The sequence below is a fragment of the Caulobacter sp. GW821-FHT10F06 genome (genome assembly GCF_058809215.1).
Map to the genome: position 1 here is coordinate 342,633 of NZ_JBXASK010000002.1, position 25,287 is coordinate 367,919.

Below are 25,287 nucleotides of genomic sequence, written 5' to 3' on the forward strand. Positions count from 1 at the left end.
ACGATCGCCTTTCGACCGGGCCTAGCTCGGGTCGTTCCAAGGCTTGAAGGCGCGCCCCGATGTTCACCACCCGTCCGGAAATTCGAGGCACGTTCGGCGTGGTCGCCTCGACCCACTGGATCGCCTCCTCGGTGGGCATGTCGGTGCTGGAAAAGGGCGGCAACGCCTTCGACGCCGCCGCCGCCGTGGGCTTCGCCCTGCAGGTCGTCGAGCCGCACCTGTGCGGGCCGGCCGGCGAGGTGCCGATCATCTTCCATTCGGTCGAAACGGGTCGGGTCGAGGTGCTGTGCGGCCAGGGCAATGCGCCGGCCGGCGCGACGATCGAGGCGTTCAAGGCCCTGGGCCTGGACGCGGTGCCGGGCTCGGGCCTGCTGGCGGCCGTTACGCCCGGCTCCTTCGGCGCCTGGCTGACCCTGGTGCGCGACCATGGCCGTCTGCGTCTGGCCGATGTGCTGGAGCCGGCCCTGGGCTATGCCGAGCACGGCCATCCTGTGCTGCCCGGCGTATCGCGCGCCCTGGCCGAGCTGAAGGACACTTTCAACACCGAGTGGCCGACCTCGGCGGCCGTCTGGCTGCCCCATGGCGAGGCGCCCGCGCCGCAGTCGCTATTTTGCAATCCCACCCTGGCGGCGACTTGGCGGCGGATCCTCGACGAGGCCGGCGAGGGGGCGCGCGAACAGCAGATCGAGCGCGCCCTATCGGCTTGGTACGAGGGCTTCGTGGCCGAGGCCATCGACCGGTTCTGCCGCGCCGAGCCGCTGATGGACTCCAGCGGCCGCCGCCATCGCGGCCTGCTGACCGCCGACGACATCGCCGGTTGGCGGCCGAAGTACGAGGCGCCGACCACCTTCGACTATCACGGCTGGACGATCTGCAAGACGCAAGCCTGGGGGCAGGGGCCGGTGCTGCTTCAGGCCCTGTCGCTGCTGAAGGGCTTTGATCTCGCGGCCATGGATCCGAACGGCGCGGACTTCGCCCACGTCGTGATCGAGGCCGCCAAGCTCGCCTTCGCCGACCGCGAGGCCTACTACGGCGACCCCGATTTCGTCGACGTGCCGCTGGACACGCTGCTCAGCGAGGCCTACGCCGTCGAGCGCCGGAAGCTGATCGGCGAGCGGTCTTCCGACGAGATCCGCCCGGGCGTCCTGCCGGGTTTCGAGGACCAGGTGGCGCGCGCGTTGGGCATGGTTCGTCCGGCCAGCGACACCGCTGGCGGGCTGGGCATCGGCGAGCCGACCATGTCGCACTTGAAGCCGACCCTGAAGCCGGGCGACACGGTGCATCTCGATGTCATCGACCGCTGGGGCAACATGGTCTCGGCCACGCCGTCGGGCGGCTGGCCGCAGTCGTCGCCGACCATTCCGGAGTTGGGCTTCGCGCTCAACACCCGGGCGCAGATGTTCTGGCTGGAGCCCGGCCTGCCATCCTCCCTCGCGCCGGGCAAGCGTCCGCGCACCACCCTGACGCCCACGCTCGCCCTGCACGAAGGCCGGCCGGCCCTGATCTGCGGCACGCCCGGCGGCGACCAGCAGGACCAGTGGCAGCTGGCCTTGCTGCTGCGCCGGATCCATCACGGCCTAGGCCTGCAGGAGGCCATCGACCTGCCGCTGTTCCACACCGTCCACTTCCCGTCGTCATTCTATCCCCGCGAGGCCTTGCCCGGCGTATCGGTGATCGAGGAGAGCGTGGGCGAGGCGGTGATCGCCGACCTGTGCGCCCGAGGGCACGACCTGCAGGTCGCTCCAACCTGGTCGGCGGGCCGTCTGACGGCGGCCGAGCGGCGGGCCGACGGCCTGCTCAGCGCGGCGGCAACGCCCCGGCTGATGCAGGCCTATGCGGTGGGGCGGTAGGGCAAGCGTTCAGCCCTGTGCGTGGTCCTCGTCCTTCGACAGGCTCAGGATGAGGACCATTGCTGGCGTCGCATTCGAAAACCTCATCCTGAGCTTGTCGAAGGACGAGGTTTTCGTGGCGCCCTAAGCGCTGATCCACACCCCGCCGTCGGCGATCTCGACGGGATAGGTCCTCAGCTTTTGCTTGCAGGGCAGGGTGCAGGCCTTGCCCGAGCGGACGTTGAAGCTGCCGCCGTGCAGCGGGCAGAAGATCACGTCGCCCTCCAGCCGACCTTCCGACAGCGAGGCGATGGCGTGGGTGCACTCATCGTCGACAGCGTGGAATTCCCCGTCGACCTTGCACAGCAGGACCGGATCGAGGCCGTCGATCTCGAAGCGCTTCAGGTCGCCGTCGGCGAGGTCGTCGGCGGCGCAAAGGCGGATGGCGGCGTCGGAAGGCATGGTCTGGCGAAGGTCCCTGTCATTGGCGAAGCGTCGCGACGGACGCTGATTTATGTCATATTGTCATACAGAAATTCCGGCAAGCGACGTCGGAATCGGATCGCGTTTTGTCGGTCGCTGACTGGAGTTTGGGCATGGGCCACATCTTGCTGCTCGATGCGGGTGGAACGATCAGCTCAGAGCTCGGCGACGGCGGGGCTCTGACGGCCGGCCAGGCGACCGAGCGGCTGGCGAGCATGGCGCCGCGTGGCGTGTGGGAGGTGCGCGTCCGTCAGGTCTATAGCGGCCTCAGCGAGGAGATGAGCTTTGCCGACATGGCCCGGATCGTCGAGGCGGCGGCCGAGGGCATGGCCGATCCCGAGGTCGACGGCGTCGTCGTCGCCCATGGGACGGACATCATGGAGGAGACGGCCTTCTTCGCCGACCTGACGCTGGCGCGCGGCAAGCCCGTGGTGTTCACCGGCGCGCAGCGAGCGGCCAGCCAGTCGCGCTTCGACGGGCCGCGCAACCTGCACGACGCCGTCGTTGCGGCCGCCTCGCCGGCCTTGGCGCGCGCCGGCGTGGTGATCGCCTTCGCCGGGCGGCTGATCCCGGCCTGGCAGGCCGCCAAGGTCCACACCAGCGAGGCGCGGGCCTTTCGCGCGCGCGACGGCGGGGAGGGGCGCGTGCGCGGCTGGGCGGTGACCGCGCCGCCGGCCGGCCCTGCGTTTCAGCCGCTGCCGTTGCGCGCGCCGGTCGGCGGCGTGGAGCTGATCGGCCTGGGCGCCGGCGCGAACGGAGCCCTGATCCACGCCGCCGCCGCCATGGGGCTGCGCGGCCTGGTGCTGTGCGCGCTGGGACGCGGCAATGTCGGCCCGGCGGTGCTGCAGGCCGTGAAGGCGGCGATCGCGGCGGGGCTGGTGGTGGTGATCGCCTCGCGCTGCCAGGAGGGTTCGAGCGCGCCCGACTACGCCACCGGCCTGGCCCTGGAGCGGGCCGGCGCGATCTTCGGCGGCAAGCTGGGCGCCAGCCAGTCGCGGATCCTGCTTTCGCTGCTGTTGGCCGAGCACAACTCGGGCGAGGCAGCCGCAAAAGCCTTCCGGGCCTGGATCGATCAGCCGCCAGGGATGTAGCGCTCGCAGCGGATGGCGCCGTGGGCGACGCCTTGGGCCGTGAGCCAGGCCTGGCTGGCCTCGATCATCTGCGGCGGGCCGCACAGGTAATAGGCGGTGTCGGGCGACAGGTCCTTGGGATCGAGCAGCGACAGGGCCGTGCCGATCTTCGCGCGGTCGCCGGGCTCGCCGCCCATCACCGCCAGCCGGACCTCCAGGTCAAGATTGAAGGTCGCCAACTCGGCCAGTTCGGCTTCGTAGAACAGGTCCTCGGGCGTGGCGCAGCCGAAGCACAGCAGGGCCGGGCCCGAGTCGGGGCCCAGCGCGCGCAGGATCGACACCGCCGGCGCCAGGCCCGTGCCGCCAGCCAGGAACACGTGCCGCGTCGCGCGCGGATCGTGGGCGAAGGCGCCCAGCGGGCCTTGCAGCGCCACCTTGTCGCCCGCCTTGGCGCTGGTCGCCAGCCAGGTGGACATCATGCCGTCGGGCACGTGGCGGATCAGGAATTCCAGCTGGCCGGTATGGGCCGGGGCCGAGGCGATCGAATAGGCCCGCGCCTGCTTCGCGCCCGGCGGCCGCATGCGCACATATTGTCCGCTCTGGAACGCGAAATCGTCGTCGCCCTCCAGTCGCAGCACCAGGCGGTGGACGTTGGCCGCGGCGCGATCGACGCTGACAACCCGCGCCGACCGCCGCGACGGCGCTGAGGGCAGGGGCTCCAGGGCGTAGGGCAGGTCGAACGTCGCGTCGCCGTTCAGGCGGGTCATGCAGGTGGGGCGCAGGCCGGCGGCGGCCTCGGCCTTCGACAGGGGCGAGGGGCCGTCGGCGTCGAACTGCGTCTCGCCCGCGCAGAGCTGGGCCACGCAGGCCCCGCAGGAGCCCGAGGCGCAGTCGTAGCGCAGCGGCGCGTCGATCTCCATGGCCGCTTCCAGCACGGTCTGTCCCGGGGCGACGGGCAGGGTCAGGGCCTTGCCGTCGGCGAACCTGAAGTGGGCGGAGTGCATGGCCGGGGAATCCGAATTGCGCTGAAATCTTGTATGACAATAATACAAAAAATTGCGCAAACAAGGATTGGCGCCGATCTGGCGCGCTGCTAGGTCTGATTGCCAGTTCGTCATACAACAATTCAAACAAATTCCGGGGATCGCGCATGGCGGCCGACGCACTGATCGAAGAAACGGCGGAAAGACTGCTGGGCGCCTATGAGGGAGCGTTGTTGCCTCCCGTCAGCCCGGCTTTCGCGGTGGGCGATGTCGAGTCCGCCTATGCGGTGCAGATGGCCCAGGTGCGCCGCTGGCGCACGGCGGGCCGGCGGATGGCGGGGCGCAAGATCGGCCTGACCTCGGAAGCTGTGCAGCGCCAGCTGGGCGTGGGCGAGCCGGACTTCGGTCACCTGTTCGCCGACATGGTGTTCGAGACCGGCGCTGTCCTGCCCTATGAGCGTCTGCAGCAGCCCAAGGTCGAGGCCGAGATCGCCCTGATCCTGGCCCATGACATCGACGACCCCCAGGTCGACGCCGCCGGGATTCTCGCCGCCACGGCCAGCGTGACGCCCGCCATCGAGATCGTCAGCAGCCGGATCGCCGACTGGAAGATCAACATCGTCGACACCGTGGCCGACAACGCCTCGTCCGGCCTGGTGGTGCTGGGCGGTCCGGCCCGGCGGCCCGACGGGCTGGACCTGGTCGACTGCGCCATGACCTTGTCGGTCAACGGCCAGATCGTCTCGCGCGGCAAGGGCAGCGACTGCCTGGGCCACCCGCTGAACGCCGCTGTCTGGCTGGCCCGGCGCTGCGCCGCGCTGGGCTATCCGCTGCGGGCCGGCGAGCTGATCCTGACCGGCGCCCTGGGTCCGATGGCGGCGGTCCAGCCCGGCGACCAGGTCGAGGCCGTCATCGATGGTCTGGGATCGGTCAGCCTCGGATTTGGTCAGGGCGCCTCAAACCTGGGCGCCTGACCGTCGCGGACCCGGCAGCCGGTCGCGCCGATTGCCTCCGTGCGGTTCAAGCTAATAACGTCATATCGTCATACAAAGATGGGTTCGCCCCATCGACCTACCGAGTAAGGGCAGCATGAGCGAGCAGCATTTCGTCAATCCCGAGGTCGCCAACGCGGTCGGCGACTGGAAGGGCTATGTGGAGGCCAAGCTCGGCTTTCGTAACCACTGGTACCCGGTTCGCTTTTCCAAGGAGATCGCCGAGGGCGAGGCCATCACCGTCAAGATGCTGGGCGAGGCGCTGATCCTCAAGCGCATCGACGGCAAGGTCTGGGCCATCCGCGACCGCTGCCTGCACCGCGGCGTGCCGCTGTCCAAGAAGCTGGACTGCTACACCAAGGACACCATCACCTGCTGGTATCACGGCTACACCTACCGGGTGCAGACGGGCGAGCTGGTCAACATCCTGGCCGTGCCCGACAGTCGCTTGATTGGCCGGCGCAAGATCGTCACCTTCCCGGTCGAAGAGGCCAAGGGCGTGATCTTCGTGTTCATCGGCGACACCGAGGACGGCCCGCCGCCGCCCCTGGCGCACGACGTGCCGCCGGGTTTCCTGGACGACAACGTCATGGTGCTGGGCAAGCACCGGGTGGTGAACTCCAACTGGCGCCTGGGGGCCGAGAACGGCTTCGACGCCCTGCACATCTTCATCCACAAGGACACCACGCTCCGCCACTACCGCACCTTCAACTTCCCGATCGGCCACACCCCGCTGCCGGGCGCCGTGGTGACGGTGGAGGAGCCGGACGGCCCCAAGGGCGTCATCGACGACTTCGCCCTGCACAAGCCGATGTGGGAAGGCACCATCGACGGCGAGGTGGTCGTCACCGGCCCCCGCACGGCGACCGTCCAGGGCACCTCGGCGGCGATGAAGACGTCGTGCTGGCTGCCTGGCGTGCTGAAGGTCGACTCGTTCCCCAACAAGGGCATGGACCAATACGAGTGGTACGTGCCGATCGACGGCGAGAGCCACATCTACTTCCAGACCATCGGCGGCCACGTCAGCAATGACGAGGAGCGGATGAAGTTCGCCAACGACTTCGAGACCATCTGGAAGCCGCACGGCCTGGACGGCTTCAACGCCGACGACATCTGGGCCCGCGAGGTCACCGAGCCCTTCTACAAGGACGACTACGGCTGGGTCGACGAGATGCTGTGCGAGCCCGACGTCACCCTGCTGGCCTGGCGCCGCCTGGCCAGCCGCTGCAACCGAGGCATCCAGACGCCGGAGCACCTGCGATGAACGTTCCCGACCTGACCGGCACGGGCGTCACGTCCAACTTCATCGACGCGGCCGGCGTGCGCACCCACTATCTGGAGAAGGGGCAGGGCGAGCCCCTGGTCCTGGTCCACGGCGGCGGCGCGGGCGCCGACGCCTATGGCAACTGGCTCGACTGCATCCAGGTGTTCGCCAAGTCGTATCGGGTGATCGCGCCCGACATGATCGGCTTCGGCTACACCGACAAGCCTTCGCCGGACGTCTATCGCTACGACCAGCCGGGCCGCAACAAGCACCTGGCCGACTTCCTGGAGGCCATGGGCCTGTCGGGCGTGGGCCTGGTCGGCAACTCGATGGGCGGCGCGGCCTCAATCGGCGTGGCGATCGACAAGCCGCATCTGGTCGGCCAGCTGGTGCTGATGGGCAGCGCTGGTCTGCCGATCCCCGAGCGGCCCTCGGCCCATCTGCTGCACAACCTGCAATACGACTTCACGGTCGAGGGCATGCGCCGCGTGGTCGGCGGCCTTACCGGACCGGACTTCAAGCCGTCCGACGCCATGATCCAGTACCGCTACGACCTCTGCGAAGACCCGGAGATCAAGGCGGCGCTGCAGGCCATCAACGCCCTGACCAAGACGGGCACCCTGAACTATCCCGAGGACGCGATCCGCCAGATCAAGCACCCGGTGCTGGTGGTCAATGGCAAGAAGGACGGGGTCTCGATCCTGCCGCGCGCCTATCGCTTCCTGGAGCTGCTGGAGAACAGCTGGGGTTATATCGTCCCCCATTGCGGGCACTGGGCGATGATCGAGCGGAAGGATGACTTCTGCGCGGCCGTCGAGGGCTTCCTGACCCGCACCAAGGCCTGACCGTGGGCGCGCCGGACTCGTCCAAGGTCGGGCCGCCGCCGGGCGTCCACGCCATGATCCACCACCTGATCCAGGCGCCGGCCGACCGGCGTCTGGTGAAGGAGGACGACGAGGCGCTGTTCGATTGCTTCGGCGTTCCCGCCGAGGTGCGGCCGGTGCTGCACGCCGGCTACCGTGACGACCTCCACGCCCTGGGCATTCACCCGAACCTGATCATGAAGTGGCTGATCTGGTCGGGCCGGATCACCATCAAGGGCTTCTCGATCAGCTATTATTTCGACCGGAGATAGACGTGGGCAAGATCGTCGGCGCCTTCGCCACATCGCACGTTCTGGGCGCCCCCGACGGTGTCGAGGATCAGGCCGAGCGCGTCTTCCAGGGCATGCGCGAGATCGGCGCTCGCCTGAGGGCGCTGAAACCCGACGTCGTGGTGGTGCTGACCAGCGACCACCTCAACAACTTCCACGTCGACATTCCCGCGCCGTTCGCCGTGGCCACCGACGCGGTCATGACGCCCTATGGCGACATGGGCCTGCCCACCGACCCGATCCAGGGCGCGCCGGACTTCACCCTGGATCTCGCGGCCTTCTTCGCCGAGCACGGCTTTGGCGTCAGCGCGCTGAGCGGCGTGCGGCCCGACCACGGCGTGATGATCCCGCACGCCATCTGCGACCCCGACCGGGTGCTGCCGACGGCGCTGTTCTACGTCAATTCGGTGCTGGATCCCTCGCCGTCGCCCGACCAGTGCTGGACGGCGGGCGCCTTGCTCAAGCGCTTCGTCGAGCAGTCGCGTCCCGCCGACGAGCGCGTCGTGCTGCTGGCCGGCGGCGGACTGTCCCACTGGCTGGCCGTGCCGCAAGAGGGCCGCGTCAACGAGCCCTGGGACCGCTGGTTCATGGGCACGCTGGTCAGCGGCCACGGCGAGGAACTGACCCACCTCACCAACGCCGAGATCCTTGAAGCGGCCGGCAACGGCGGCCTGGAAGTGGCCGCGTGGATCGCCATGGCCGGCGCGGTTCCGGGGGCGCGGGGGGAGGTGATTTATTACGAGTCGCTGCCGTCGTGGGCGAGCGGCATGGGCGGGGTGGCGTTGGCGGTTTGAGGTCAACGCTGCGCGGTAGTCGGTCGAAACGGCCCTCACCTTGAAGACCGCCTCTCCATCATGGACGAACGATTGTTACTGGCTCGGGTCGATGACGAGCGATGCGGACAGGTCGCGGTGCGCGTCGATCTGAGCCTGGATGGTTTGGAGATTGGCCTCTACAGCGGCCATGGCGTCCGCGCCCGCGATGAAGCGCAGCGGGAGTTCGTCGGCGTCTGACAAGGTCACCATGGCGGCGGCGAGCTTGGCGGGGTCGCCGCCTTGCAGCCCGTTCATGCCCGACCAGGCCGCGACCGTCTGGTCGGTGCGCTGCGCATAGTCTTCGACCCTCAACTTCGGCCAGATCGTCGAAGCGCCCTCGACCAGCAACTCGGTGCGGAAGAAGCCGGGTTCGACCAGCATGGTCTGGATGCCGAAGGGGGCTACGTCGAACCGAAGCGACTCCATCCATCCCTCGAGCGCGAACTTGGAAGCGGCATAGGCGACGACGAATTCCTGACCGATCAGGCCGGCGAGCGAACTGACCGTGATGATCTGGCCGGCGCGCTGGGCCCGCATGATCGGCAGGACTGCCCGCGTGACGTTCAGGGGGCCGAAGAAATTGGTCTCCATCTGCGCCCGGAAATCGTCGGCGCTGATCGTCTCGAAATAGCCCGCGTAGAAGTTGCCGGCATTGTTGACCAGCACGTCGATGCGGCCGAAGCGCTGCACGGCGGCTTGAGCAGCGGCGACCGCAGTCTCCGGAAGGGTGATGTCCAGAGCGACCGTCAGCAGGTTTTCGTGCTCGCCGATCGCCTTCAGGACGGCGTCAGGGTCGCGGCCCGTCGCGACAACGCAGTGCCCCGCCGCCAGCGCCTTGCGTGCGATATCGACGCCCAGTCCTCGGCCAGCGCCGGTCACGAACCAAATCTTGCTCATCATCAGTCTCACGTCTGGGGAGGGGTCAGAGGTAGCGGGTGAAGAAAGGGGCCAGCTTGGCCATGGCCGTGACAGCGCCGTCGCCATCATAGAGGTCCATGTGGGTGGCCCCCTCGACGATAAAGAGTTCCTTCGGCCCGGGCGCCTTGGCGTGCAGCTCCTGGCTGTGCCACAGCGAGCCGGCCTTGCTGCCCGCGATGATCATCACCGGCTGTGTCAGGAAGGTCTCGACCCGGTCGAACCCGGTGTAGGAGATCATGTAGCTGGCGCTGGTCAGCAGCATCTTGTTGGGCGCGTTCGGATGCTGACCGCGCGGCGTCAGATAGTAGTCGGCCGCCTCCTGCAGATCGAGCGGGGCGGTCTTGTCGCCAACATTGGGGACATAGGGCGCATAGATCGGCGCGGCGCCGGCCGCCTCGGCGGAGCGCTGTCTGGCGACGGCGTCGAGGGTTGCGATCTGCTCGGCTTCGGAGGCTTTGCCGTCCCAGCCCTTGCGCGACGCCGCACCCACATCCACGGCGCTGACGGTCGCCACGGCCTTGATCCGCCGATCCGTCGTCGTGGCCTTGATGGCGTGGCCGCTGCCTGCGCAAACGCCGAGCACGCCGATGCGGGCGCTGTCGATGTAAGGCAGCGTGACGAGGTAATCGACCGCGCTGTAGATGTCGCCGACCCGCTTCATCGGATCGTCCAGGAAGCGAGGCGCGCCGCCGCTGGCGCCCTGGTGCGAGGCGTCGAACGCCAGCACGACGAAGCCCTGTTCGGCCAGCTTCCGAGCGTACAGGCCCGCGGTTTGCTCCTTCACCCCGCCGCCGGGGTGGACCGAAACGATGGCCGCGTACTTGCCGTCCTCGCTGAAGCCTTTCGGCAGGTGAAGATTGCCCGCCATGGTGATGGCGTTGTTGGGAAACGCGACACGTCTCATGTTTGGGCTTCCCGCCGTGTCTGGGTTCGACTGAAGACCGGCGGCGCTGGCCAGGCTCGGCAAGGCGGCCGAGGCGGCGACCAGCGATACCGCCGCCAGCATGCGCCGGCGCGGCAGGCCGATCGCGGAGAGGTCCGTCTTTTCCATACGCATCATCACTCGCCTTCGTCGCCGGGGGCTCATTCGCCGCCTTGAAAGGACCCTAGCGCTGACGAGGCCTAGAGATTAGACGCTGAGTTCCGCATGAGCTTAGAAGCTGAGGTGATAAATGAAGCGCGAGGAGATGGCTGATCTGACCGCCTTCGTGGCGGTCGCCGAGGAGCGCAGCTTCACGCGAGCGGCGGCGAAACTGGGTATGTCGCAATCGGCGCTAAGCCAGATCGTTCGCCGTCTGGAGGCCGGCCTGGGTCTGCCGCTGCTGACCCGCACGACTCGCAGCGTCGCACCGACCGAAGCTGGCGAGCGCCTGTTGCAGACCTTATCGCCCGCGCTCCAGAGCCTGGACGCCAGCCTGGCCTCGCTGAGTGATCTGCGGGGCACGCCCGCTGGAAGCTTCCGCATCACCTCTGTCGAACATGCGTCGATCACGATCCTGGCGCCCACCTTGGCCAGGCTGCTGCCGGACTATCCCGACCTCCGGGTGGAAGTCATCGACGATTATCGTCTGGTCGACATCGTGGCCGAGCGTTTCGACGCCGGTGTTCGCCTGGGTGAGCAGGTGGATCAGGACATGGTCGCCGTGCCGATCGGCCCGGACTTTCAGATGGCCGTCGTCGGATCGCCTTCGTACTTCGAACGTCGTGGTCGGCCACGGACCCCGCATGACCTGACTGACCACGCCTGCATCAATCTGCGTCTGCCTTCGTCAGGCGGCCTATGGTCGTGGCCCTTCACGAAGGACGGGCGCGACCTGAAGGTTCGGGCCGACGGGCCGTTGGCGTTCAACACGATCATGATGAGCCGTGAGGCCGCCTTGTCCGGCCTTGGGTTGGCCTATCTGCCGGAGGATTTTGTCGAAGCCGCCATCGCGGAGGGGCGGATGATCCGTGTGCTTGCCGACTGGACGCCAGCATCGCCCGGCTATCATCTTTATTATCCCAAGCGGCGTCAGCCGGGGCGCGCGTTCACGCTGCTCGTGGAAGCGCTGCGCTATCGCCATTAGTCCACGACGCGCTCGTCCGCGCAGGGCGCAGATAAAAGGCGCTGACCCCCAAGTCGGCGCCTTCCTTTTGCCTGTCATCCGGACAAGCGCGCAGCGCGCCGATCCGGGACCGCCGGATATTCTGAGCCTCTTGTGGTCCCGGGTCTTCGCTGCGCTTCGCCTGGGATGACAGATTTCTACCCCTTCAAATGCCCATCCCGGTTCTCGAACAACTTCTGATCCGCGAACCCCGCCACCTCCGGCCGGCCGCGGCCGAGGACCACCTGCAGATAGACGTCCTCGTCCGTCTCATTGACATAGCCGTGGATCACGCCGGCCGGACAGGAGATGCATTCCCACGGGCCGAGTTCCTTGGAGAGGCGGCGGCCGTCCTCGTCGTCGATGAACACCACGCAGCGGCCCTTGAGGATGAAGAACACCTCCTCGACCTCGTGGGTGTGGGGCGCGTTGCCCTGGCCGGGGGGGACCAGCATGATCGACAGGGTGAAGTTCTCGGCCGGGATGATGCCCGCCGCGTCGTGCTTGCCTGAGGCGCCGGCCCCGATGAAGCGGTGCTGGGCGCGGCGATAGCCCTCGATATTGGCGTCCGAGAAGGCGTTCCAGTCGGGGGTGCGGTCGTCGAACCGCGCGACATAGCGGTCCATGATGTCCTCGAGCGAGGCGTCGACGAGGGCGGGCAGGCGGGGGTGGCGGGCTACGGCCATGGGGTTTCCCTTCGGTGTGGGGGTCTTAGAGAACCGCGTCGGCGACCTTGACGGCGTCGATCATGCAGGCGCGGCGAATGAAGGCGTCGTGCAGCTCGGGCGTGACCCCGGCCTTGCGGATGGCGTCCAGGCCGGCGGCCCGGGCGGCGGGATCGGTCTCGCCCAGGGTCTTCTTGTTCTGGATGCTCTGGGCCTGGACGAAGTCGGTCTGGGCCTTGCGACGCTGGCGGGTGTAGCGGTCGAGCAGGGGTTGCGCGTCCTCGCCCTCCAGCAGGATCGCGGCCAGCTTGTCGGTCAGGTTCACCGCGTCGTGGATGCCGCCGTTCATGCCCATGCCGCCGACCGGATTGTTGACGTGGGCGGCGTCGCCGGCCAGCAGCACGCGGCCCTGGTTGAAGCTGGCGGCCACGCGCTGGTGCACGCGATAGGTGGCCACGGTGGCGATCTCGTAGCGGCCGGGCTTGGGGCAGAACTTCTGTAGCCGGGCCTCGATGAAGTCGGGGTCGAGCAGCTCTTCCTCGGTCTGCTCGGGCAGGGTGGGGCCCACGGCGCGCCACTGGCCGCCGCCGTCCGGACCGCGCGCCTTGAACAGGTTCAGCCACTCGTCGGGGTCGGCGAAGTAGTTGCGGTTGTCGATCTCGGACCGCAGCGTCGTGAAGTCGAAGTGGGTGTCGATCTTCAGGAAGCGCTCGGGCCAGGTGAAGCCCTCGAACTCGAAGCCGGTCAGCTTGCGCACCGTGCTGCGGGCGCCGTCGCAGCCGACCAGATAGGCGCCCTCGATGATCTCCTCGTCCTGACCCTGCGTCTGGACGCGGGCGCGGACGCCGTCGGCGGTCTGCTCGATGTCCAGCAGGCGCGTGCTCATCCGCACCTCGGCGCCGTCGTCGGCCTGCAGGCGCGGGACGATGGTCTTGACGATCTTGTACTGCTCCCACTGCAGCACATAGGGGTGGCGGGGAACCTCGACCATCTCGCGGATGTCGAAGCGCGCGATCAGCTCGCCGGTCGGACGGTCCAGATAGTGGAAGACCGGCGAGACCAGGCCCTGCTCCAGGCCGTCGTCGAGAAGCCCCAGGTCTTCCAGCATCGCCACGGTGGGCGGATGGCACGAAGCGGCGCGGCAGTCGATCTCGGGCTCGGCCAGGGCCTCGACCAGCACGATCGGCAGGCCCCTGCGGCGCAGGGCGTGGGCCAGGACGGCGCCCACGGGCCCCGCCCCGACGATGATGATTTTACGCGACGAACCCATGGGCGCACTCCGTTCAACGAAGCGACGCTAGTCAGCGAATCTTTGTATGACAATCATATAAGTCGATGGGGCGCGAAGCCCCGCCGCGATTGCCTAAGAAGCGACCCGCTCGGCCTCGTTTTCGTCAGCCTGCAAGCGCGCGACGATGGCGACGCGGGCGTTGTTGAGGTGCTGCGACATCGCCTTGGCCGCCTTGTCGGGGTCGCGCGCCAGCACGGCCTCGACCATGGCGTCCCATTCGCGCAGGCCGCCGTCCAGACGTCCGGGTTCGGACATCGAGCGGGCGCGCAGATAGTTGACCCGGGCCAGCAGGGGGCGGGCGACTTCCATGATCACCCGGCTGCGCGCGCCTTGCAGAATGGTGTCGTAGAACTCGCCGGCCGTGGCGGCCAGCTGGCGCGGAGAGCCCTTGTTGGCGGTCTTGGCGATGGTCTTGTGAATCCGCACCAGCGCCTTGATCTCCTTGTCGTCGGCCAGCGCGACAAAGCGGCGGATCGCCATCGTCTCGAGCATTTCGCGGATCTGATAGATGTCTTCGGCGTCTTTCGAGGTGATCACCGTCACATTGATGTTGCGGCGCTTGCCCACCTCGACGAGGTTTTCGGACTGGAGCTGGCGCAGGGCCTCGCGCACCGAGGTGCGGCTGACGCCGAGGGCTTCGCACAGTTCGCGTTCGACCAGGCGCGTGCCGGGCGGATAAAGGCCGGTGCTGATCGCGTTGCGCAGTTTATCGAGCGTGTGGTCGCGGACCAGGGACGGCGTCTCGATGATGCGAAGGTCTTCGTATTCCAAGGCTTCCTCGGGATTTGAGAGCGTGGCGTCGAGGCCAAAGTTTGTCTGCTCATACTACAAAGACTCTGGTTATCTGTCCTAGTCCTAAGATCACAATCTTCGAGCGTCTTCGCGAATTAGTCGCAAGGCGGGCAGGGCGATGTCCAAACGCGCGCTTTGCAGCAGACTGTAGGCGGTCAGGGCCGAGGTCTTGGGATTGCTGGCCGACGCCTTGCCGAAGATCTCGAACAGGAAGCGGCCGAACGCGCCCTGCGCCTCGATGACGCCCAGCGGATCGGTGACCTTGCGCGACGAGACCAGCCGCACCCGGGTGTCGTCCAGGCCGACGCCCGCCAGCGACACGGCGATCGAGACGTTGGCGTTCTTGGGATAGGCGAGGGCGGCCTCGCGGGCCGAGCCCTCGAAGAACACCACCTCATCCTCGGCGTGATCCAGGTCGATCAGCTGCTCGGCCGGCGTGCCGCGCCAGGCGTGGGCCGGCTTGTGCGATGTGTAGGTGACGCTGCTCAGCCCCGCCAGGCGCGCGGCCGACAAGCCGTCCAGGCCGGCGATCGCGCCGGCCGGCAGCAGCACGCGGCCGCCGCCCTTGGCCTCGGCGGCCATCAGCTCGGCGACCATAGCCTCGTCGGCCAGCACGCCCACGGACGAGACCAGCAGGTCGACGCCCGCCGCCAGCACGCCCGCGCCGTAGTCGCGGACAGACTGGTGGCCGGCGCATTCCAGCACGATGTCCGGCTTGGCGGCCAGCAGGCCTGCCAGGTCGTGCACGGCCGGCGCCGGTCCCGCCGTGCGGCCCGGCCGCACCAGCACCGCGACCAGGCCGGCGTTCTCGCCCAGCCGCTCCAGCGTCTGGACGATTTCCTGGCCGATTGCCCCGTATCCGATCAGGGTCAGGCGTTTGGGGGTCGTCATCATGCTCTCCGACTTGCGCGTAGAAGATAATATCGTATGACAAAGTCTCGACAGGCAACAGGGCGCGGCCCTCGGATCGGTAAGTGATGAACAGTCAGGCGCCAGAAGCCCAGAAGACCAAGGTCGCGATCATCGGATCGGGCAATATCGGCACCGACCTGATGATCAAGGTCATGCGGCTGTCCAGGACGCTGGAGATGGGCGCCTTCGTCGGCATCGATCCGGAATCGGACGGTCTCAAGCGCGCCGAGCGCCTGGGCGTGCCGATCACGGCCGGCGGCGTCGATGGCCTGGTGGCCCTGCCGGGCTTCGCCGACATCGCCATCGTCTTCGACGCCACCAGCGCCGGCGCGCACAGGCATCACGACGCGGTGCTGCGAGCCCACGGCAAGCAGGTGATCGACCTGACCCCCGCCGCGATCGGCCCCTATGTGGCCCCGCCGATCAACGGCTCGGCCCACTTGGACTCGCCCAACATCAACATGATCACCTGCGGCGGCCAGGCGACGATCCCGATGGTCGCCGCCGTCGGCCGCGTGGCCAAGGTCCACTACGGCGAGATCGTCGCCTCGATCGCCAGCAAGTCGGCCGGCCCCGGCACGCGCGCCAATATCGACGAGTTCACCGAGACCACCTCGCGGGCCATCGAGACGGTGGGCGGGGCCACGCGCGGCAAGGCGATCATCGTGCTCAATCCGGCCGAGCCGCCGCTGATCATGCGCGACACCGTCTACTGCCTCTGCGACGACGCCGACATCGCCGCCATCGAGGCCTCGATCGGGGCGATGGTCGCCGAGGTCCAGGCCTATGTGCCCGGCTATCGCCTCAAGCAGAAGGTGCAGTTCGAGCGCTTGGGCGACAACGCCCCGCTGTTCATCCCGGAGATGGACGCCGCCTTCGCGGGCCTGAAGGTGACCATCTTCCTCGAGGTCGAGGGCGCGGCCCACTACCTGCCGGCCTATGCCGGAAACCTGGACATCATGACCTCGGCCGCGCTGAAGACCGCCGAGGCCATCGTCGAACATCGCCGTGGGAAGGCCGCCTGATGACCGTCCAAGCAACGCCCAAGTCCAAGCTCTACATCCAGGACGTCACCCTGCGCGACGGCATGCACGCCATCCGCCACAAATACAGCCTCGACAATGTCCGCGCGATCGCCAAAGCCCTGGACGAGGCCAATGTCGACGCCATCGAGATCGCCCACGGCGACGGCCTGTCGGGCTCGTCGTTCAACTACGGCTTCGGCGCCTGCACCGACTGGGACTGGATCGAGGCGGTGGCCGAGGTGATCACCCACGCCAAGCTGACCACCCTGCTGCTGCCGGGCATCGGCACCGTGCACGACCTCAAGCGCGCCTACGACATGGGCGTGCGTTCGGTGCGCATCGCCACCCACTGCACCGAAGCCGACGTCTCCAGGCAGCACATCGAATATGCCCGCGGTCTGGGCATGGACGTGGCCGGCTTCCTGATGATGAGCCACATGAGCCCGCCCGAGATCCTGGCCGAGCAGGCCCTGCTGATGGAGACCTACGGCGCGCATTGCGTCTATGTCACCGACAGCGGCGGCGCGATGACCATGGACGCCGTGGCCGCGCGCCTTCAGGCCTATGATCGCGTGCTCAAGCCCGAGACCGAGCGCGGCATCCACGCCCACCACAACCTGTCGCTGGGCGTGGCCAACTCGATCGCCGCCGTCCAGAACGGCGCGATCCGCGTCGACGCCTCGCTGGCCGGCATGGGCGCAGGCGCCGGCAATGCGCCGCTGGAAGTGTTCATCGCCGCCGCCGACGTCTACGGCTGGAAGCACGGCTGCGACCTCTTCAAGCTGATGGACGCCGCCGAGGATCTGGTCCGGCCCCTGCAGGACCGTCCGGTCCGCGTCGACCGCGAGACCCTGAGCCTGGGCTATGCCGGCGTCTATTCGTCCTTCCTCCGCCACGCCGAAAAGGCCGCCGCCGACCATGGGCTCGACACCCGCGCTGTGCTGATCGAGCTGGGGCGCCGACGGATGGTGGGCGGCCAGGAAGACATGATCACCGACGTGGCGCTGGACTTGGCGAAGGCTCGCTAACCCTATCATCCCGGCCAAGCGCGAAGCGCGCCGAGCCGGGACCGCCGCAAGCGCATGTGCATGCGTGGTCCCGGGTCTGCGCTACGCTTCGCCCGGGATGACAATGCGTTGTTGGCTCGCCAACACCAGATCTTCCCCCTGAAGGGGGAGGTGTCGCCGTAGGCGACGGAGGGGGGAGTCTTGCGGACTCATTGCGGTGTTCCCCCACCGGCCTTCGGCCGCCTCCCCCTCCAGGGGGAGGATCTCCCCGCGCTATCGCGAGCAAACGCGTTCGTCCGTCCCAATAAAATCAACACCCTAACCGCCCAAACCAGCGTCACGATCCAAAATCGACGCATCCCTCTCCAAAACGTCCGCATACTTCTCCTCGCCCCGCCACTGGGGAGGCCGTCCAGCTGGCGACCTGACGGGTGGTGGGGGCGGTCGAGCGGGTCGCGTTCGGTCGCTGTTGTTCGACGGTCCCGGCGGGATCGGTATGGCGAAGTCGGCTTCCAAGGAGGCTGGCGGTTCACACCGTTATCGATCCGGGAGCCCCCTTCGGCGACGGCGGCCAGCGCTCCAGGCGCGGGCTGAAATCGCTCGTGCGGTCCGGAAGGGTCGCTTCTCTTCCGCCCGTCGGGGGCTGAAATCGAGAGCGGGTTAAAACCCCGCGTCTCGAAGGCTCACCGGAAAATCGATCGCGCGGAGCGCTGGGCTCAGGCCGAAACGGTACTCCACTACACACTCATCCGGGCTTGGCCCGGACGCTCCGCCGCCTCCCCAAATCTCGCCGGTGAAAATCGGCGAGGGTGCGAACTCGTATCTAGTCGCCCGCCGCCCGCGCGGTGAAATAGGCCAGCAGCCGATCGATGAACCCCGTCACCGCCGCCTCGGCGGCGTCGGGGTCGCGGTCCTGCAAAGCCTTCAGGATCTGGGCGTCGCAGGCCAGGGTCAGGTCGCGATTTTCGGGGGTCTCATGGATCTTGCCGCGCATCGTCTGGAAGACGTCGTCGACCATGCCGGCGCAGCGCTTGAGCAGGGCGTTGCGGCACATGTCGCGCAGCAGCACCCGGAACTCGGCGTTGGCTTCGACGAAGGCCTTGGCCTTGCCGGCGGCGTGAGCCTTCTCCTGGCGCTCGTGGGCCTTAGCCAGGGCGCGGATCTCGTCGGCCGAGGCTTCTGCGGCGGCGTGCCGGGCCACGCGCGCGTCGAGCAGGCGGCGCACCTCCAGCCGGTCCAGGATGTCCTTCTGGGTGTCGACAGGCACCAGGTAGCCACGGTCCTGCGGCGTCAGCACGCCTTCGCGCGACAGCTGCAGCAACACCTCGCGGATCGGGGTGCGCGAGACGCCGTAGGCGTCGGCCAGCTGGGTCTCGACCAAGCGCCGTCCGGGCTCCAGCGCGCCTGACTGCAACTCCTCGCGCATGCGGCGATAGACCTGGTCGCGCAGCCGCTCTCCCGGTGCGATGTCTCCAGGCTTCCTGGCCATCGACGACTCCCTCAATCCCTGTCCTGGCCTAGGATATCGCTCGCACCGGGGCAATCGGCATCCTGTATGCAAACGAAGCGATCGGTCGTTATGTCCTGCATACTGTATACAAAGAAATTGAGCTTCGACGCTCGATCTGGTTCAATGCCCGGGTCGGCTTCGAGGCTGGCGCTTGTTCCATTTCGACGACCGGCGGAGCGGCTGGTCGAGCCGACCAGGAGATCTCGTTCGTGAGCTACAAGACCATCACCGCCGCGCCGATCACCCCGACCATCGGCGCAGAGATCGCCGGCATCGACCTGTCGCGGCCGCTGAGCGCGGTCCAGCTGGACGACCTGAACCAGGCCATCGCCGACCACCAGGTGATCTTCTTCCGCGACCAGACGCTGGATCCGGCCTCGTTGAAGCGGGTGGGGCAGTATTTCGGCGAGCTGCAGGCCCACGCCCTGAAGGGGCTGCCGGACCATCCCGAGGTGCGCAAGCTGCACGCCGACGAGACCTCCAAGCACGTGGCCGGCGAGGAATGGCACACCGATATGTCGTGCCTGTCCGTACCGCCGATGGGCAGCATCCTCTACATGCACACCCTGCCGCCCCAGGGCGGCGACACCATCTTCGCCAGCATGTACGCGGCCTACGACGCGCTTTCGCCGGGCATGAAGGCGCATCTGGAGACCCTGACGGCCACCCACGACGGCGCGCTGGCCTTCGGCCGCTTCGATCCGGACGGCAAGTATCCCAAGGCCGTCCACCCGGTGATCCGCACCCATCCGGTGACCGGCAAGAAGGTGCTGTTCGTCAATCGCGGCTTCACCAGCCACATCAACGACGTCAGCCGCGAGGAGAGCAACGCCCTGCTGCAGTATCTCTACCTGCACGCCGAGAACGCCTATTTCCAGATGCGCTTCCGCTGGACCCCCGGCGCGGTGGCCTTCTGGGACAACCGCTGCACCCAGCACCTGGCGATCTGGGACTACTACCCGCACGTCCGCTCGGGCTTCCGGGTGCAGGTCGAGGGCCAGGCGGACGCCTATACGATCGCGGCGTAAAAGACTGTCATCCCGGCCAAGCGCGAAGCGCGCCGAGCCGGGACCGCAGGAAGCTCGGCGCTTGCCTTGGTCCCGGGTCTGCGCTGCGCTTCGCCCGGGATGACAGGCATAGAAAGGGCCGCGCCTCGAAGGAGGCGCGGCCCTTTGTTTTGTCTGGCGTGGCGATCAGCTCACCGACACCGCCGCCCCCCGGCGACGCTCGCCGAATGGCCGCAGCACCAGCATCAGGCCGGCGGCCAGGATGCAGATCGGCGCGCCGATCGCCAGCATCACCTGGTACGAGCCGGTCAGGTCATAGACCCCGCCGAAGGCCACGGGGCCCAGGCCCATGGCCACCATCACCGCCGAGAACAGCACCCCGAAGATCTGGGCGAAGCTCTTGAGGCCGAAATAGCGGCTGGTCAGATAGGCCAGCATGTCGACCTCGGCCCCCAGGCTGCCGCCCAGCAGCAGGGCGGGGAAGATCAGCGCCCAGGCGGGCAGGGGCACGGCCAGCAGGCCCATGCCCAGCGCCGACAGGCCAAAGAAGATCACCGCAATGCGCCGGGCGTCGAAGCGGTCGACCAGGAAGCCGATCAGGATGCGCCCGCCGAAGGTGGCGAAGCCGAAGATCGAGGCCATGCTGGCGGCCGCTTCCGGGGTCATGCCCCGGTCGGTCAGCAGCGGGACCATGTGCGGGATCAGGCCGTACAGCACGAAGGCCAGGCTGACGAAGATCGAGGCCAGCACCCAGAAGTCGCGCTTGCCCATGGCCTGTTTCAGCGTATCGCCCAGGGCGTCGGCGGGATTGGCCTCGGGGACCAGCGAGTCGCTGTCGGCGTTGGGCTGGTCGGCGGTCTTCTCCTTGAGCAGGAACAGCACCATCGGCAGGGTCACGCACAGCATGATCAGGCCCAGGGCGACATAGCAGCCCTTCCAGCCGAAGTGGCTGATCGCCGCCTGGCCGACCAGCGGCACATAGGCGAAGCCCAGGCCGGTGCCGCTGCCGGCGATGCCGATGGCTAGGCCGCGCGATCGGTCGAACCACGAGGCCAGGATGCGCATGTAGGGCACGCTGTTGGCCCCGGCCGCGATGGTGCCGATCAGCACATAGGCGGCCATGAACTGCCAGACCTTGGTCACCGCCAGCGGGATGGCCAGCAGGCACAGGCCCAGGGCAATCACCGACGGGATCAGCACCCGCCGCGCGCCGAACTTGTCGACCACCTTGCCGACCAGCGGCAGCGACAGGGCGGTGCACAGCATCATCAGCGATGCCGCGCCGCTGACCTCGCCCCGGGTCCAGCCGAACTGCTCCTGGAAGGCGTTGATCACCAGGCCCAGCGAGGCCAGGCCGAAGGCGGCGGGGCCGGTCGAGATGCCGATCAGGCAGATGCCGATGATCAGCCAGCCACGCGCCGGAATGGGCTTGCGGGCCGGCCGTTCGGCCGTGGAGGGCAGGGCGTCGACGCTCATGGGTTCACCAGTTCGACGGGGACTTGCACACCGTCCGATTTGTAGATCTTGCCGCCCTTCATCACGAACCGGACGCGCTCCAGCTCGGTGATGTCGGTCAGGGGATCGCCTTCGACGGCGACGATGTCGGCATAGCGACCGGCCTCGACCGCGCCGATCTCCTTGGAGCCGATCAGGTCGGCGGCGCTGGTGGTCGCTGCGGCGATCACCTCGGCGGGGGTCAGGCCCGCCTTCACCATCAGGGCGGCTTCCTTGATGTTCTCGCCCTGGCCGGTGTCGCTGCCCAGCGCGATCTTGACGCCGGCGTCGTGCGCCCGGGTCAGCTTGGTCAGGCTGGAGCCCATGGCCAGCACCTTGGCCACGGTCGACGGGTTCAGTGTCTCGGGGCGATTGCGCGCCGCGTCGTACAGCTTTTCGGTCGTCAGCAGGGTGGGGATGAAATAGGTCCCGTTGGCCTTCATCAGCTTGAAGGACTCGGCGTCGGCATAGGTGCCGTGCTCGATGGAGTCGACGCCGGCCCGGACGGCCGCGTCGATCGCGCCCTTGCCGTGGCCATGGGCGGCGATCTTCAGGCCCAGGGCGTGGGCGGTCTCTACCGCGGCCTTGATCTCCGCGTCGCTCATCAGCTGGGCCTTGGGATCGTCGCCCTGGCTGACCACGCCGCCGCTGGGCATGATCTTGATCACCGTGGCGCCCAGCTTGTGCTCGGTGCGCGCCAGCTTGATCACCGCGTCGGGACCGTCGGCCAGCCCCGCGCCCCAGTCGCGGCGCGACACGTCCTCGGCATAGCCGTGGCTCCAGTCGTTATGGCCTCCTGTCGGGCCGATGGCCTCGCCGGCCACCCACATGCGGGGACCCGCCACCGAACCGGCCTCGATGGCCTTCTTCAGCGCGATGTCGGTTCCGTAGAGCCCGCCCAGGTCGCGCACCGTGGTCACGCCCGACTGCAGGATCTTGCCGACATTGACCGTCGCCGCCAGCACGGTGTCGAGCGGCGAGTTCGTCATGTTCTTGGCGATGCCGTTGCCGGTCCGGCTCAGCGAGGTGACATGCGTATGGGCGTCGATCAGGCCCGGCAGCACGGTGGCCTTGGACAGGTCCACCACCTTGGCCCCGGCCGGCGTGACGAAGCCCGCCTCGACGCCGGTGATGCGGTCCTTGGTCACCAGGATCGAGACCTGTTCGCGCGGCTTGGCGGAAACGCCGTCGATCAGTCGCCCGGCGTGGATCACCACGTCCTGGGCCTGCGCCGCGCCGCCCAGTACGCTGGCGGCGAGCAGGACGGACAGGAAGCGCTTTTGCATCCGTCCGCTACGGGTCTGTGTCATCTGGAAATCGGCCTTCCGTGACTGGGGGCAAAGCTGCGTCGGGTCCCCGAAGGTCGCCCGGGCGCCTGATTGTTGAGCTGGACGCGGCGGGGCGGTCAGGCCGCCAAGGAGCCGACGCGGGCGAAGGCCACGACCTGACGGCCGACCAGCTCCAGCTGTTCGCGGACCTTGTCGTCCAGGCACGCGCCGTCGGGACCGAACAGGCCCGGCGCGCTCTGCACGAAGGCGCCGCACGGCGTGGGCCAGCCCCGCATGGCGTGGATGATGGCGCGCAGCCCGGCCAGGACCGGACCTCCGCCTTGCGGACCGTAGGCGGTGGCGATGCAGCCGACCGCGCAGCCATCGACATAGACCCGCTTGTCGGCTCGCATCTCCTCCATCAGGTCGATGGCGTTCTTGACCAGGCCGGAGACGCCGCCGTGATAGCCGGGGCTGGCGATGATGAAGCCGTCGGCGGCTCTTGAAGCGGCCACGAACTCGGCCTCGGCCGCTGTGCGCGGCGCGGCAGGATCATAGTGGGGCAGGCCGGCCAGGAAGGCTCCGTCGAACAGGCGGACCTCCGCACCGGCGGCCTCGGCGGCGGCCAGGCTGACCTTCAGGGCCAGTTCGGTGGTCGAGCCTGGGCGGGTGGTGCCGCCGATGCCGACGATGAGAGGTCTGACGCTCATCATTGGGCTCCCGTCTTTGGGCCGAAGATCCAGTCGATGCGGTCGTCCGTCGGCTTCTTGGGCAAGGCCGGCTTCCAGCTGTCGGCGGCGTTGACATCGCCCTTGCCGGAATAGGCGGCAAAGCGCGGATAGGCGTAGAGCGGGCGCTGGCGCTTGATCGCGCCGTCAGGGCCCTTCTGGGTGGCGACCACGCCGTCGGGCGCCTCGCCCTTTTCGACCCAGGCCATGATCGCCGGCATGAAGTCGAAGCTGTTGGGCGCGTCGCCGCCCCGGCAGTGGAACATGCCCGGCACCATGAACAGCCGGAACCAGCCGCGCACCTTGTCGATCCCACCCTGGCGCGTGTGAACCTGGGCGTAATAGTCCAGCGTGTTCAGCGGCGAGACGCCCTGGTCGGCCCAGCCGTGATAGAGGATCAGCTTGCCGCCCTTGGCCTCGAAGGCGGTCAGATCGGGCGCGGTGTCCGGTGCGACGGGGTCGTAGCGGGTCAGGGCGTCCTTGATCTTGTCGATGTCGGTGTCGAAGTTGAAGTCGCGATAGGTGAAGCCGACCGGCGGGTTGGGCGTGAAGTTCAGGAAGCGCTGGGCGCCATCGGCCAAGGTCAGGCGGTCGTCGCCCTTCCAGGCGCCTTCGCTGCCGAACACCTCGCCGCCGGGAAACAGGCGCTGGCCCTTGCTGTTGCGCGGACCGTCGTAGACGGCCAGGGCGGCGGCCACCTGAGCGGCGCTCAGGCAGTCTGAGCCTTCGCCGCCGTCCTTGCACCGCACGCTGGCGACGTCGAACTTGCAGGCGCGCGGATCCATGATGATCCCGTCCTTGACGCCGTCCAGTCCGTCGCACGCTGTGATTACCGCCTTGTGCAGCACCTCCAGCGTGGCGTCCGACATCACAGGAGTGTTGTCGGGCTTCAGCATTTTCTGGGCGTCCCAGGTGTTGGCGATCGCGCCCAGCCGGCCGGCGAAGGCAGGATCGCCCGCGATGATCCCGTCGAAGTCGCCCGGATAGTGCTGGGCCTCCATCAGCCCCTCGCGGCCGCCCGTCGAGCAGCCCCGGAAATAGGAATAGGCCGCCAACGCGCCATAGAAGCGCGCGACGATGGCCTTCGAGGCCACCGCCGAGACGTGGGTCGCGCGGCGGCCGTAGTCGCGGCGCGCGTCGGCGCTGTCGCCCCACAGCGGATCCTTCAGGAAATTGCCGACGTGGCCCATGTTGTTGGCCGAGACCGCGAAATCCTTGGCCAGCACGTCGCCGCAGTTCTGGATATTCACCCCGCCGCAGAACCCGCCGCAGCCGACCTGGAAATAGCGTCCGTTCCAGGTCTTGGTCGGCAGGCGCAGCTGGAACTGGATCTGCGGCTGCACATAGCCTGTGATGTCGCAATATTCCGGCGTCGCGCCGCTGGCGGGAACCAGCTTGGCCGAGGTGATCGAGGTCGGCGCGCCTTCAAGTCGAGAGAGGTCCCAGCCCATCACGCTCTCGCACGGCGTCGGGGCCGCCAGCCTGGCGTCGACGGGGGCTTTCGCGGCGGTTTGAGCCGTGGCTCCCGTCACCAATGAAACTGACGCGACGAGGACAGCAAGGCCGCCAAAGGCCAGGCGTCTCGCGAGCCGATTGAGCAATTGCCGAGCGCGCATGGAGAAATCCAGATTGAAGGTCGCCGGCTAAGTTGTATGACAATAAGACAGCATACAAGTCTCGACTCCTCGCTTTCCTGTCGGAGTTCGCCGGCGCCCAAAGACTAAGCGGGCTCTGCCTTACTCCAAGGGCGCGGCCCTCCGGCGGTCCTCAGATCGAGCGTTAATTGGGGGGATGGGAATTTCCCACGCGACTGGGTTCCTGCGTGCGTGGTCAGCGCAGACACGTGACGGCGCGCCGCATGCTCGTCGAAATATTTTCGCGTCCAAAGCCAGGCTGGCGCGACGCTTCCGACGAGGGGAGCGGATGAGCGTGTTCCTGACCCGGGTCCAAGCCAAGATCGCGGGTGAGAAATCGCCCGCAAGTCTTCGATTTGAGAG

Annotated in this window: 24 protein-coding genes; 11 read left to right on the top strand and 13 right to left on the bottom strand. The window is 67.8% G+C overall.

Annotated elements, in window-relative coordinates; genetic code table 11:
* The first annotated feature begins 59 nt into the window (after positions 1-59).
* Positions 60-1,850 carry a gamma-glutamyltransferase family protein gene (locus tag AC1RUS_RS04795; protein ID WP_492913568.1) on the top strand — a complete coding sequence of 597 codons (1,791 nt, stop codon included), beginning with the start codon at positions 60-62 and terminating at the stop codon, positions 1,848-1,850.
* A gap of 123 nt (positions 1,851-1,973) precedes the next feature.
* Here the strand turns inward: AC1RUS_RS04795 and AC1RUS_RS04800 are convergent, their stop codons facing one another.
* Positions 1,974-2,291, bottom strand: coding sequence for a non-heme iron oxygenase ferredoxin subunit (locus AC1RUS_RS04800; protein WP_492913570.1), 318 nt, complete (start codon positions 2,289-2,291; stop codon positions 1,974-1,976).
* 134 nt (positions 2,292-2,425) lie between these two features.
* Here AC1RUS_RS04800 and AC1RUS_RS04805 point away from each other — a divergent pair, with 134 nt between their 5' ends.
* Positions 2,426-3,403, top strand: coding sequence for an asparaginase (locus AC1RUS_RS04805; protein ID WP_492913572.1), 978 nt, complete (start codon positions 2,426-2,428; stop codon positions 3,401-3,403).
* On the opposite strand, the gene AC1RUS_RS04810 is transcribed toward AC1RUS_RS04805, so the two are convergent.
* Entirely contained in the window at positions 3,385-4,386 is a 1,002-nt protein-coding gene (locus AC1RUS_RS04810; RefSeq protein ID WP_492913574.1) for an FAD-binding oxidoreductase, read from the bottom strand. The two genes, AC1RUS_RS04805 and AC1RUS_RS04810, sit on opposite strands and share 19 nt — an antisense overlap.
* 146 nt (positions 4,387-4,532) lie before the next feature.
* On the opposite strand from AC1RUS_RS04810, the gene AC1RUS_RS04815 reads away from it, so the two are divergent.
* From AC1RUS_RS04815 to AC1RUS_RS04835, 5 genes are all read left to right on the top strand, one after another.
* The gene (locus AC1RUS_RS04815) at positions 4,533-5,339 is read left to right on the top strand and encodes a 2-keto-4-pentenoate hydratase (protein ID WP_492913576.1); all 807 of its coding nucleotides are present in this window, start codon (positions 4,533-4,535) and stop codon (positions 5,337-5,339) included.
* A 115-nt stretch (positions 5,340-5,454) separates the two neighbouring features.
* Positions 5,455-6,621, top strand: coding sequence for a Rieske 2Fe-2S domain-containing protein (locus tag AC1RUS_RS04820; RefSeq protein WP_492913578.1), 1,167 nt, complete (start codon positions 5,455-5,457; stop codon positions 6,619-6,621).
* Positions 6,618-7,466 (top strand): alpha/beta fold hydrolase, encoded by an 849-nt coding sequence (locus AC1RUS_RS04825; protein WP_492913580.1) that lies wholly within the window; start codon positions 6,618-6,620, stop codon positions 7,464-7,466. Before AC1RUS_RS04820 ends, AC1RUS_RS04825 begins: the two co-directional genes overlap by 4 nt.
* A 2-nt stretch (positions 7,467-7,468) precedes the next feature.
* Entirely contained in the window at positions 7,469-7,756 is a 288-nt protein-coding gene (locus AC1RUS_RS04830) for a hypothetical protein (protein WP_492913582.1), read from the top strand.
* Between the two features lie 2 nt (positions 7,757-7,758).
* Positions 7,759-8,568 carry a DODA-type extradiol aromatic ring-opening family dioxygenase gene (locus tag AC1RUS_RS04835; protein ID WP_492913584.1) on the top strand — a complete coding sequence of 270 codons (810 nt, stop codon included), beginning with the start codon at positions 7,759-7,761 and terminating at the stop codon, positions 8,566-8,568.
* 75 nt (positions 8,569-8,643) lie between these two features.
* Here AC1RUS_RS04835 and AC1RUS_RS04840 read toward each other — a convergent pair whose 3' ends face one another.
* Both AC1RUS_RS04840 and AC1RUS_RS04845 read right to left on the bottom strand, forming a co-directional pair.
* On the bottom strand, positions 8,644-9,468 hold the full coding sequence (locus tag AC1RUS_RS04840; RefSeq protein ID WP_492913586.1) for an SDR family oxidoreductase: 825 nt from the start codon (positions 9,466-9,468) through the stop codon (positions 8,644-8,646).
* A 43-nt stretch (positions 9,469-9,511) separates the two neighbouring features.
* The gene (locus AC1RUS_RS04845; RefSeq protein ID WP_492913588.1) at positions 9,512-10,564 is read right to left on the bottom strand and encodes an alpha/beta hydrolase; all 1,053 of its coding nucleotides are present in this window, start codon (positions 10,562-10,564) and stop codon (positions 9,512-9,514) included.
* 130 nt (positions 10,565-10,694) lie between these two features.
* Here AC1RUS_RS04845 and AC1RUS_RS04850 point away from each other — a divergent pair, with 130 nt between their 5' ends.
* Complete coding sequence (locus AC1RUS_RS04850; RefSeq protein ID WP_492913590.1) at positions 10,695-11,573, top strand: LysR family transcriptional regulator; 879 nt, start codon at positions 10,695-10,697, stop codon at positions 11,571-11,573.
* A 176-nt stretch (positions 11,574-11,749) separates the two neighbouring features.
* Here the strand turns inward: AC1RUS_RS04850 and AC1RUS_RS04855 are convergent, their stop codons facing one another.
* The 4 genes from AC1RUS_RS04855 to AC1RUS_RS04870 form a co-directional block, all read right to left on the bottom strand.
* Positions 11,750-12,277 carry a cupin domain-containing protein gene (locus AC1RUS_RS04855; RefSeq protein WP_492913592.1) on the bottom strand — a complete coding sequence of 176 codons (528 nt, stop codon included), beginning with the start codon at positions 12,275-12,277 and terminating at the stop codon, positions 11,750-11,752.
* Between the two features lie 25 nt (positions 12,278-12,302).
* Positions 12,303-13,526, bottom strand: a complete 1,224-nt coding sequence (locus AC1RUS_RS04860) for an FAD-dependent oxidoreductase (protein ID WP_492913594.1) — start codon at positions 13,524-13,526, stop codon at positions 12,303-12,305.
* Positions 13,527-13,619: 93 nt separating this feature from the next.
* A complete protein-coding gene (locus AC1RUS_RS04865) occupies positions 13,620-14,318 on the bottom strand; it encodes a GntR family transcriptional regulator (RefSeq protein ID WP_492913595.1) in 699 nt (232 codons plus the stop codon).
* A gap of 90 nt (positions 14,319-14,408) precedes the next feature.
* On the bottom strand, positions 14,409-15,230 hold the full coding sequence (locus AC1RUS_RS04870) for an aspartate dehydrogenase (RefSeq protein WP_492913597.1): 822 nt from the start codon (positions 15,228-15,230) through the stop codon (positions 14,409-14,411).
* Between the two features lie 86 nt (positions 15,231-15,316).
* Here AC1RUS_RS04870 and AC1RUS_RS04875 point away from each other — a divergent pair, with 86 nt between their 5' ends.
* The gene (locus AC1RUS_RS04875) at positions 15,317-16,276 is read left to right on the top strand and encodes an acetaldehyde dehydrogenase (acetylating) (protein ID WP_492914144.1); all 960 of its coding nucleotides are present in this window, start codon (positions 15,317-15,319) and stop codon (positions 16,274-16,276) included.
* The gene (dmpG, locus tag AC1RUS_RS04880; protein WP_492913599.1) at positions 16,276-17,304 is read left to right on the top strand and encodes a 4-hydroxy-2-oxovalerate aldolase; all 1,029 of its coding nucleotides are present in this window, start codon (positions 16,276-16,278) and stop codon (positions 17,302-17,304) included. The genes AC1RUS_RS04875 and dmpG overlap by 1 nt, the downstream gene beginning before the upstream one ends.
* Positions 17,305-18,106: 802 nt before the next feature.
* Here the strand turns inward: dmpG and AC1RUS_RS04885 are convergent.
* Positions 18,107-18,772 (bottom strand): GntR family transcriptional regulator, encoded by a 666-nt coding sequence (locus tag AC1RUS_RS04885; protein WP_492913601.1) that lies wholly within the window; start codon positions 18,770-18,772, stop codon positions 18,107-18,109.
* 230 nt (positions 18,773-19,002) lie between these two features.
* Here AC1RUS_RS04885 and AC1RUS_RS04890 point away from each other — a divergent pair, with 230 nt between their 5' ends.
* A complete protein-coding gene (locus AC1RUS_RS04890) occupies positions 19,003-19,821 on the top strand; it encodes a TauD/TfdA dioxygenase family protein (protein WP_492913603.1) in 819 nt (272 codons plus the stop codon).
* A 165-nt stretch (positions 19,822-19,986) separates the two neighbouring features.
* Here the strand turns inward: AC1RUS_RS04890 and AC1RUS_RS04895 are convergent, their stop codons facing one another.
* The 4 genes from AC1RUS_RS04895 to AC1RUS_RS04910 form a co-directional block, all read right to left on the bottom strand.
* Positions 19,987-21,276 (bottom strand): MFS transporter, encoded by a 1,290-nt coding sequence (locus AC1RUS_RS04895; protein WP_492913605.1) that lies wholly within the window; start codon positions 21,274-21,276, stop codon positions 19,987-19,989.
* Positions 21,273-22,580, bottom strand: coding sequence for a metal-dependent hydrolase family protein (locus tag AC1RUS_RS04900; protein WP_492913607.1), 1,308 nt, complete (start codon positions 22,578-22,580; stop codon positions 21,273-21,275). Before AC1RUS_RS04900 ends, AC1RUS_RS04895 begins: the two co-directional genes overlap by 4 nt.
* 119 nt (positions 22,581-22,699) lie before the next feature.
* Positions 22,700-23,272, bottom strand: a complete 573-nt coding sequence (locus AC1RUS_RS04905) for an NADPH-dependent FMN reductase (protein ID WP_492913609.1) — start codon at positions 23,270-23,272, stop codon at positions 22,700-22,702.
* Positions 23,272-24,822: a tannase/feruloyl esterase family alpha/beta hydrolase gene (locus AC1RUS_RS04910; protein ID WP_492913611.1), complete on the bottom strand. Its 1,551-nt coding sequence runs from the start codon at positions 24,820-24,822 to the stop codon at positions 23,272-23,274. The genes AC1RUS_RS04905 and AC1RUS_RS04910 overlap by 1 nt, the downstream gene beginning before the upstream one ends.
* Positions 24,823-25,287 lie beyond the last annotated feature (465 nt).

Coding starts and splice junctions, on each gene's coding strand:
- AC1RUS_RS04885 (WP_492913601.1), bottom strand. CDS start 18,772: ATGGCCAGGAAGCCTGGAGACATCGCACCGGGAGAGCGGCTGCGCGAC.
- AC1RUS_RS04845 (WP_492913588.1), bottom strand. CDS start 10,564: ATGCGTATGGAAAAGACGGACCTCTCCGCGATCGGCCTGCCGCGCCGG.
- AC1RUS_RS04860 (WP_492913594.1), bottom strand. CDS start 13,526: ATGGGTTCGTCGCGTAAAATCATCATCGTCGGGGCGGGGCCCGTGGGC.
- AC1RUS_RS04895 (WP_492913605.1), bottom strand. CDS start 21,276: ATGAGCGTCGACGCCCTGCCCTCCACGGCCGAACGGCCGGCCCGCAAG.
- AC1RUS_RS04870 (WP_492913597.1), bottom strand. CDS start 15,230: ATGACGACCCCCAAACGCCTGACCCTGATCGGATACGGGGCAATCGGC.
- AC1RUS_RS04795 (WP_492913568.1), top strand. CDS start 60: ATGTTCACCACCCGTCCGGAAATTCGAGGCACGTTCGGCGTGGTCGCC.
- dmpG (WP_492913599.1), top strand. CDS start 16,276: ATGACCGTCCAAGCAACGCCCAAGTCCAAGCTCTACATCCAGGACGTC.
- AC1RUS_RS04810 (WP_492913574.1), bottom strand. CDS start 4,386: ATGCACTCCGCCCACTTCAGGTTCGCCGACGGCAAGGCCCTGACCCTG.
- AC1RUS_RS04855 (WP_492913592.1), bottom strand. CDS start 12,277: ATGGCCGTAGCCCGCCACCCCCGCCTGCCCGCCCTCGTCGACGCCTCG.
- AC1RUS_RS04815 (WP_492913576.1), top strand. CDS start 4,533: ATGGCGGCCGACGCACTGATCGAAGAAACGGCGGAAAGACTGCTGGGC.
- AC1RUS_RS04875 (WP_492914144.1), top strand. CDS start 15,317: ATGAACAGTCAGGCGCCAGAAGCCCAGAAGACCAAGGTCGCGATCATC.
- AC1RUS_RS04850 (WP_492913590.1), top strand. CDS start 10,695: ATGGCTGATCTGACCGCCTTCGTGGCGGTCGCCGAGGAGCGCAGCTTC.
- AC1RUS_RS04905 (WP_492913609.1), bottom strand. CDS start 23,272: ATGAGCGTCAGACCTCTCATCGTCGGCATCGGCGGCACCACCCGCCCA.
- AC1RUS_RS04900 (WP_492913607.1), bottom strand. CDS start 22,580: ATGCAAAAGCGCTTCCTGTCCGTCCTGCTCGCCGCCAGCGTACTGGGC.
- AC1RUS_RS04820 (WP_492913578.1), top strand. CDS start 5,455: ATGAGCGAGCAGCATTTCGTCAATCCCGAGGTCGCCAACGCGGTCGGC.
- AC1RUS_RS04825 (WP_492913580.1), top strand. CDS start 6,618: ATGAACGTTCCCGACCTGACCGGCACGGGCGTCACGTCCAACTTCATC.
- AC1RUS_RS04805 (WP_492913572.1), top strand. CDS start 2,426: ATGGGCCACATCTTGCTGCTCGATGCGGGTGGAACGATCAGCTCAGAG.
- AC1RUS_RS04800 (WP_492913570.1), bottom strand. CDS start 2,291: ATGCCTTCCGACGCCGCCATCCGCCTTTGCGCCGCCGACGACCTCGCC.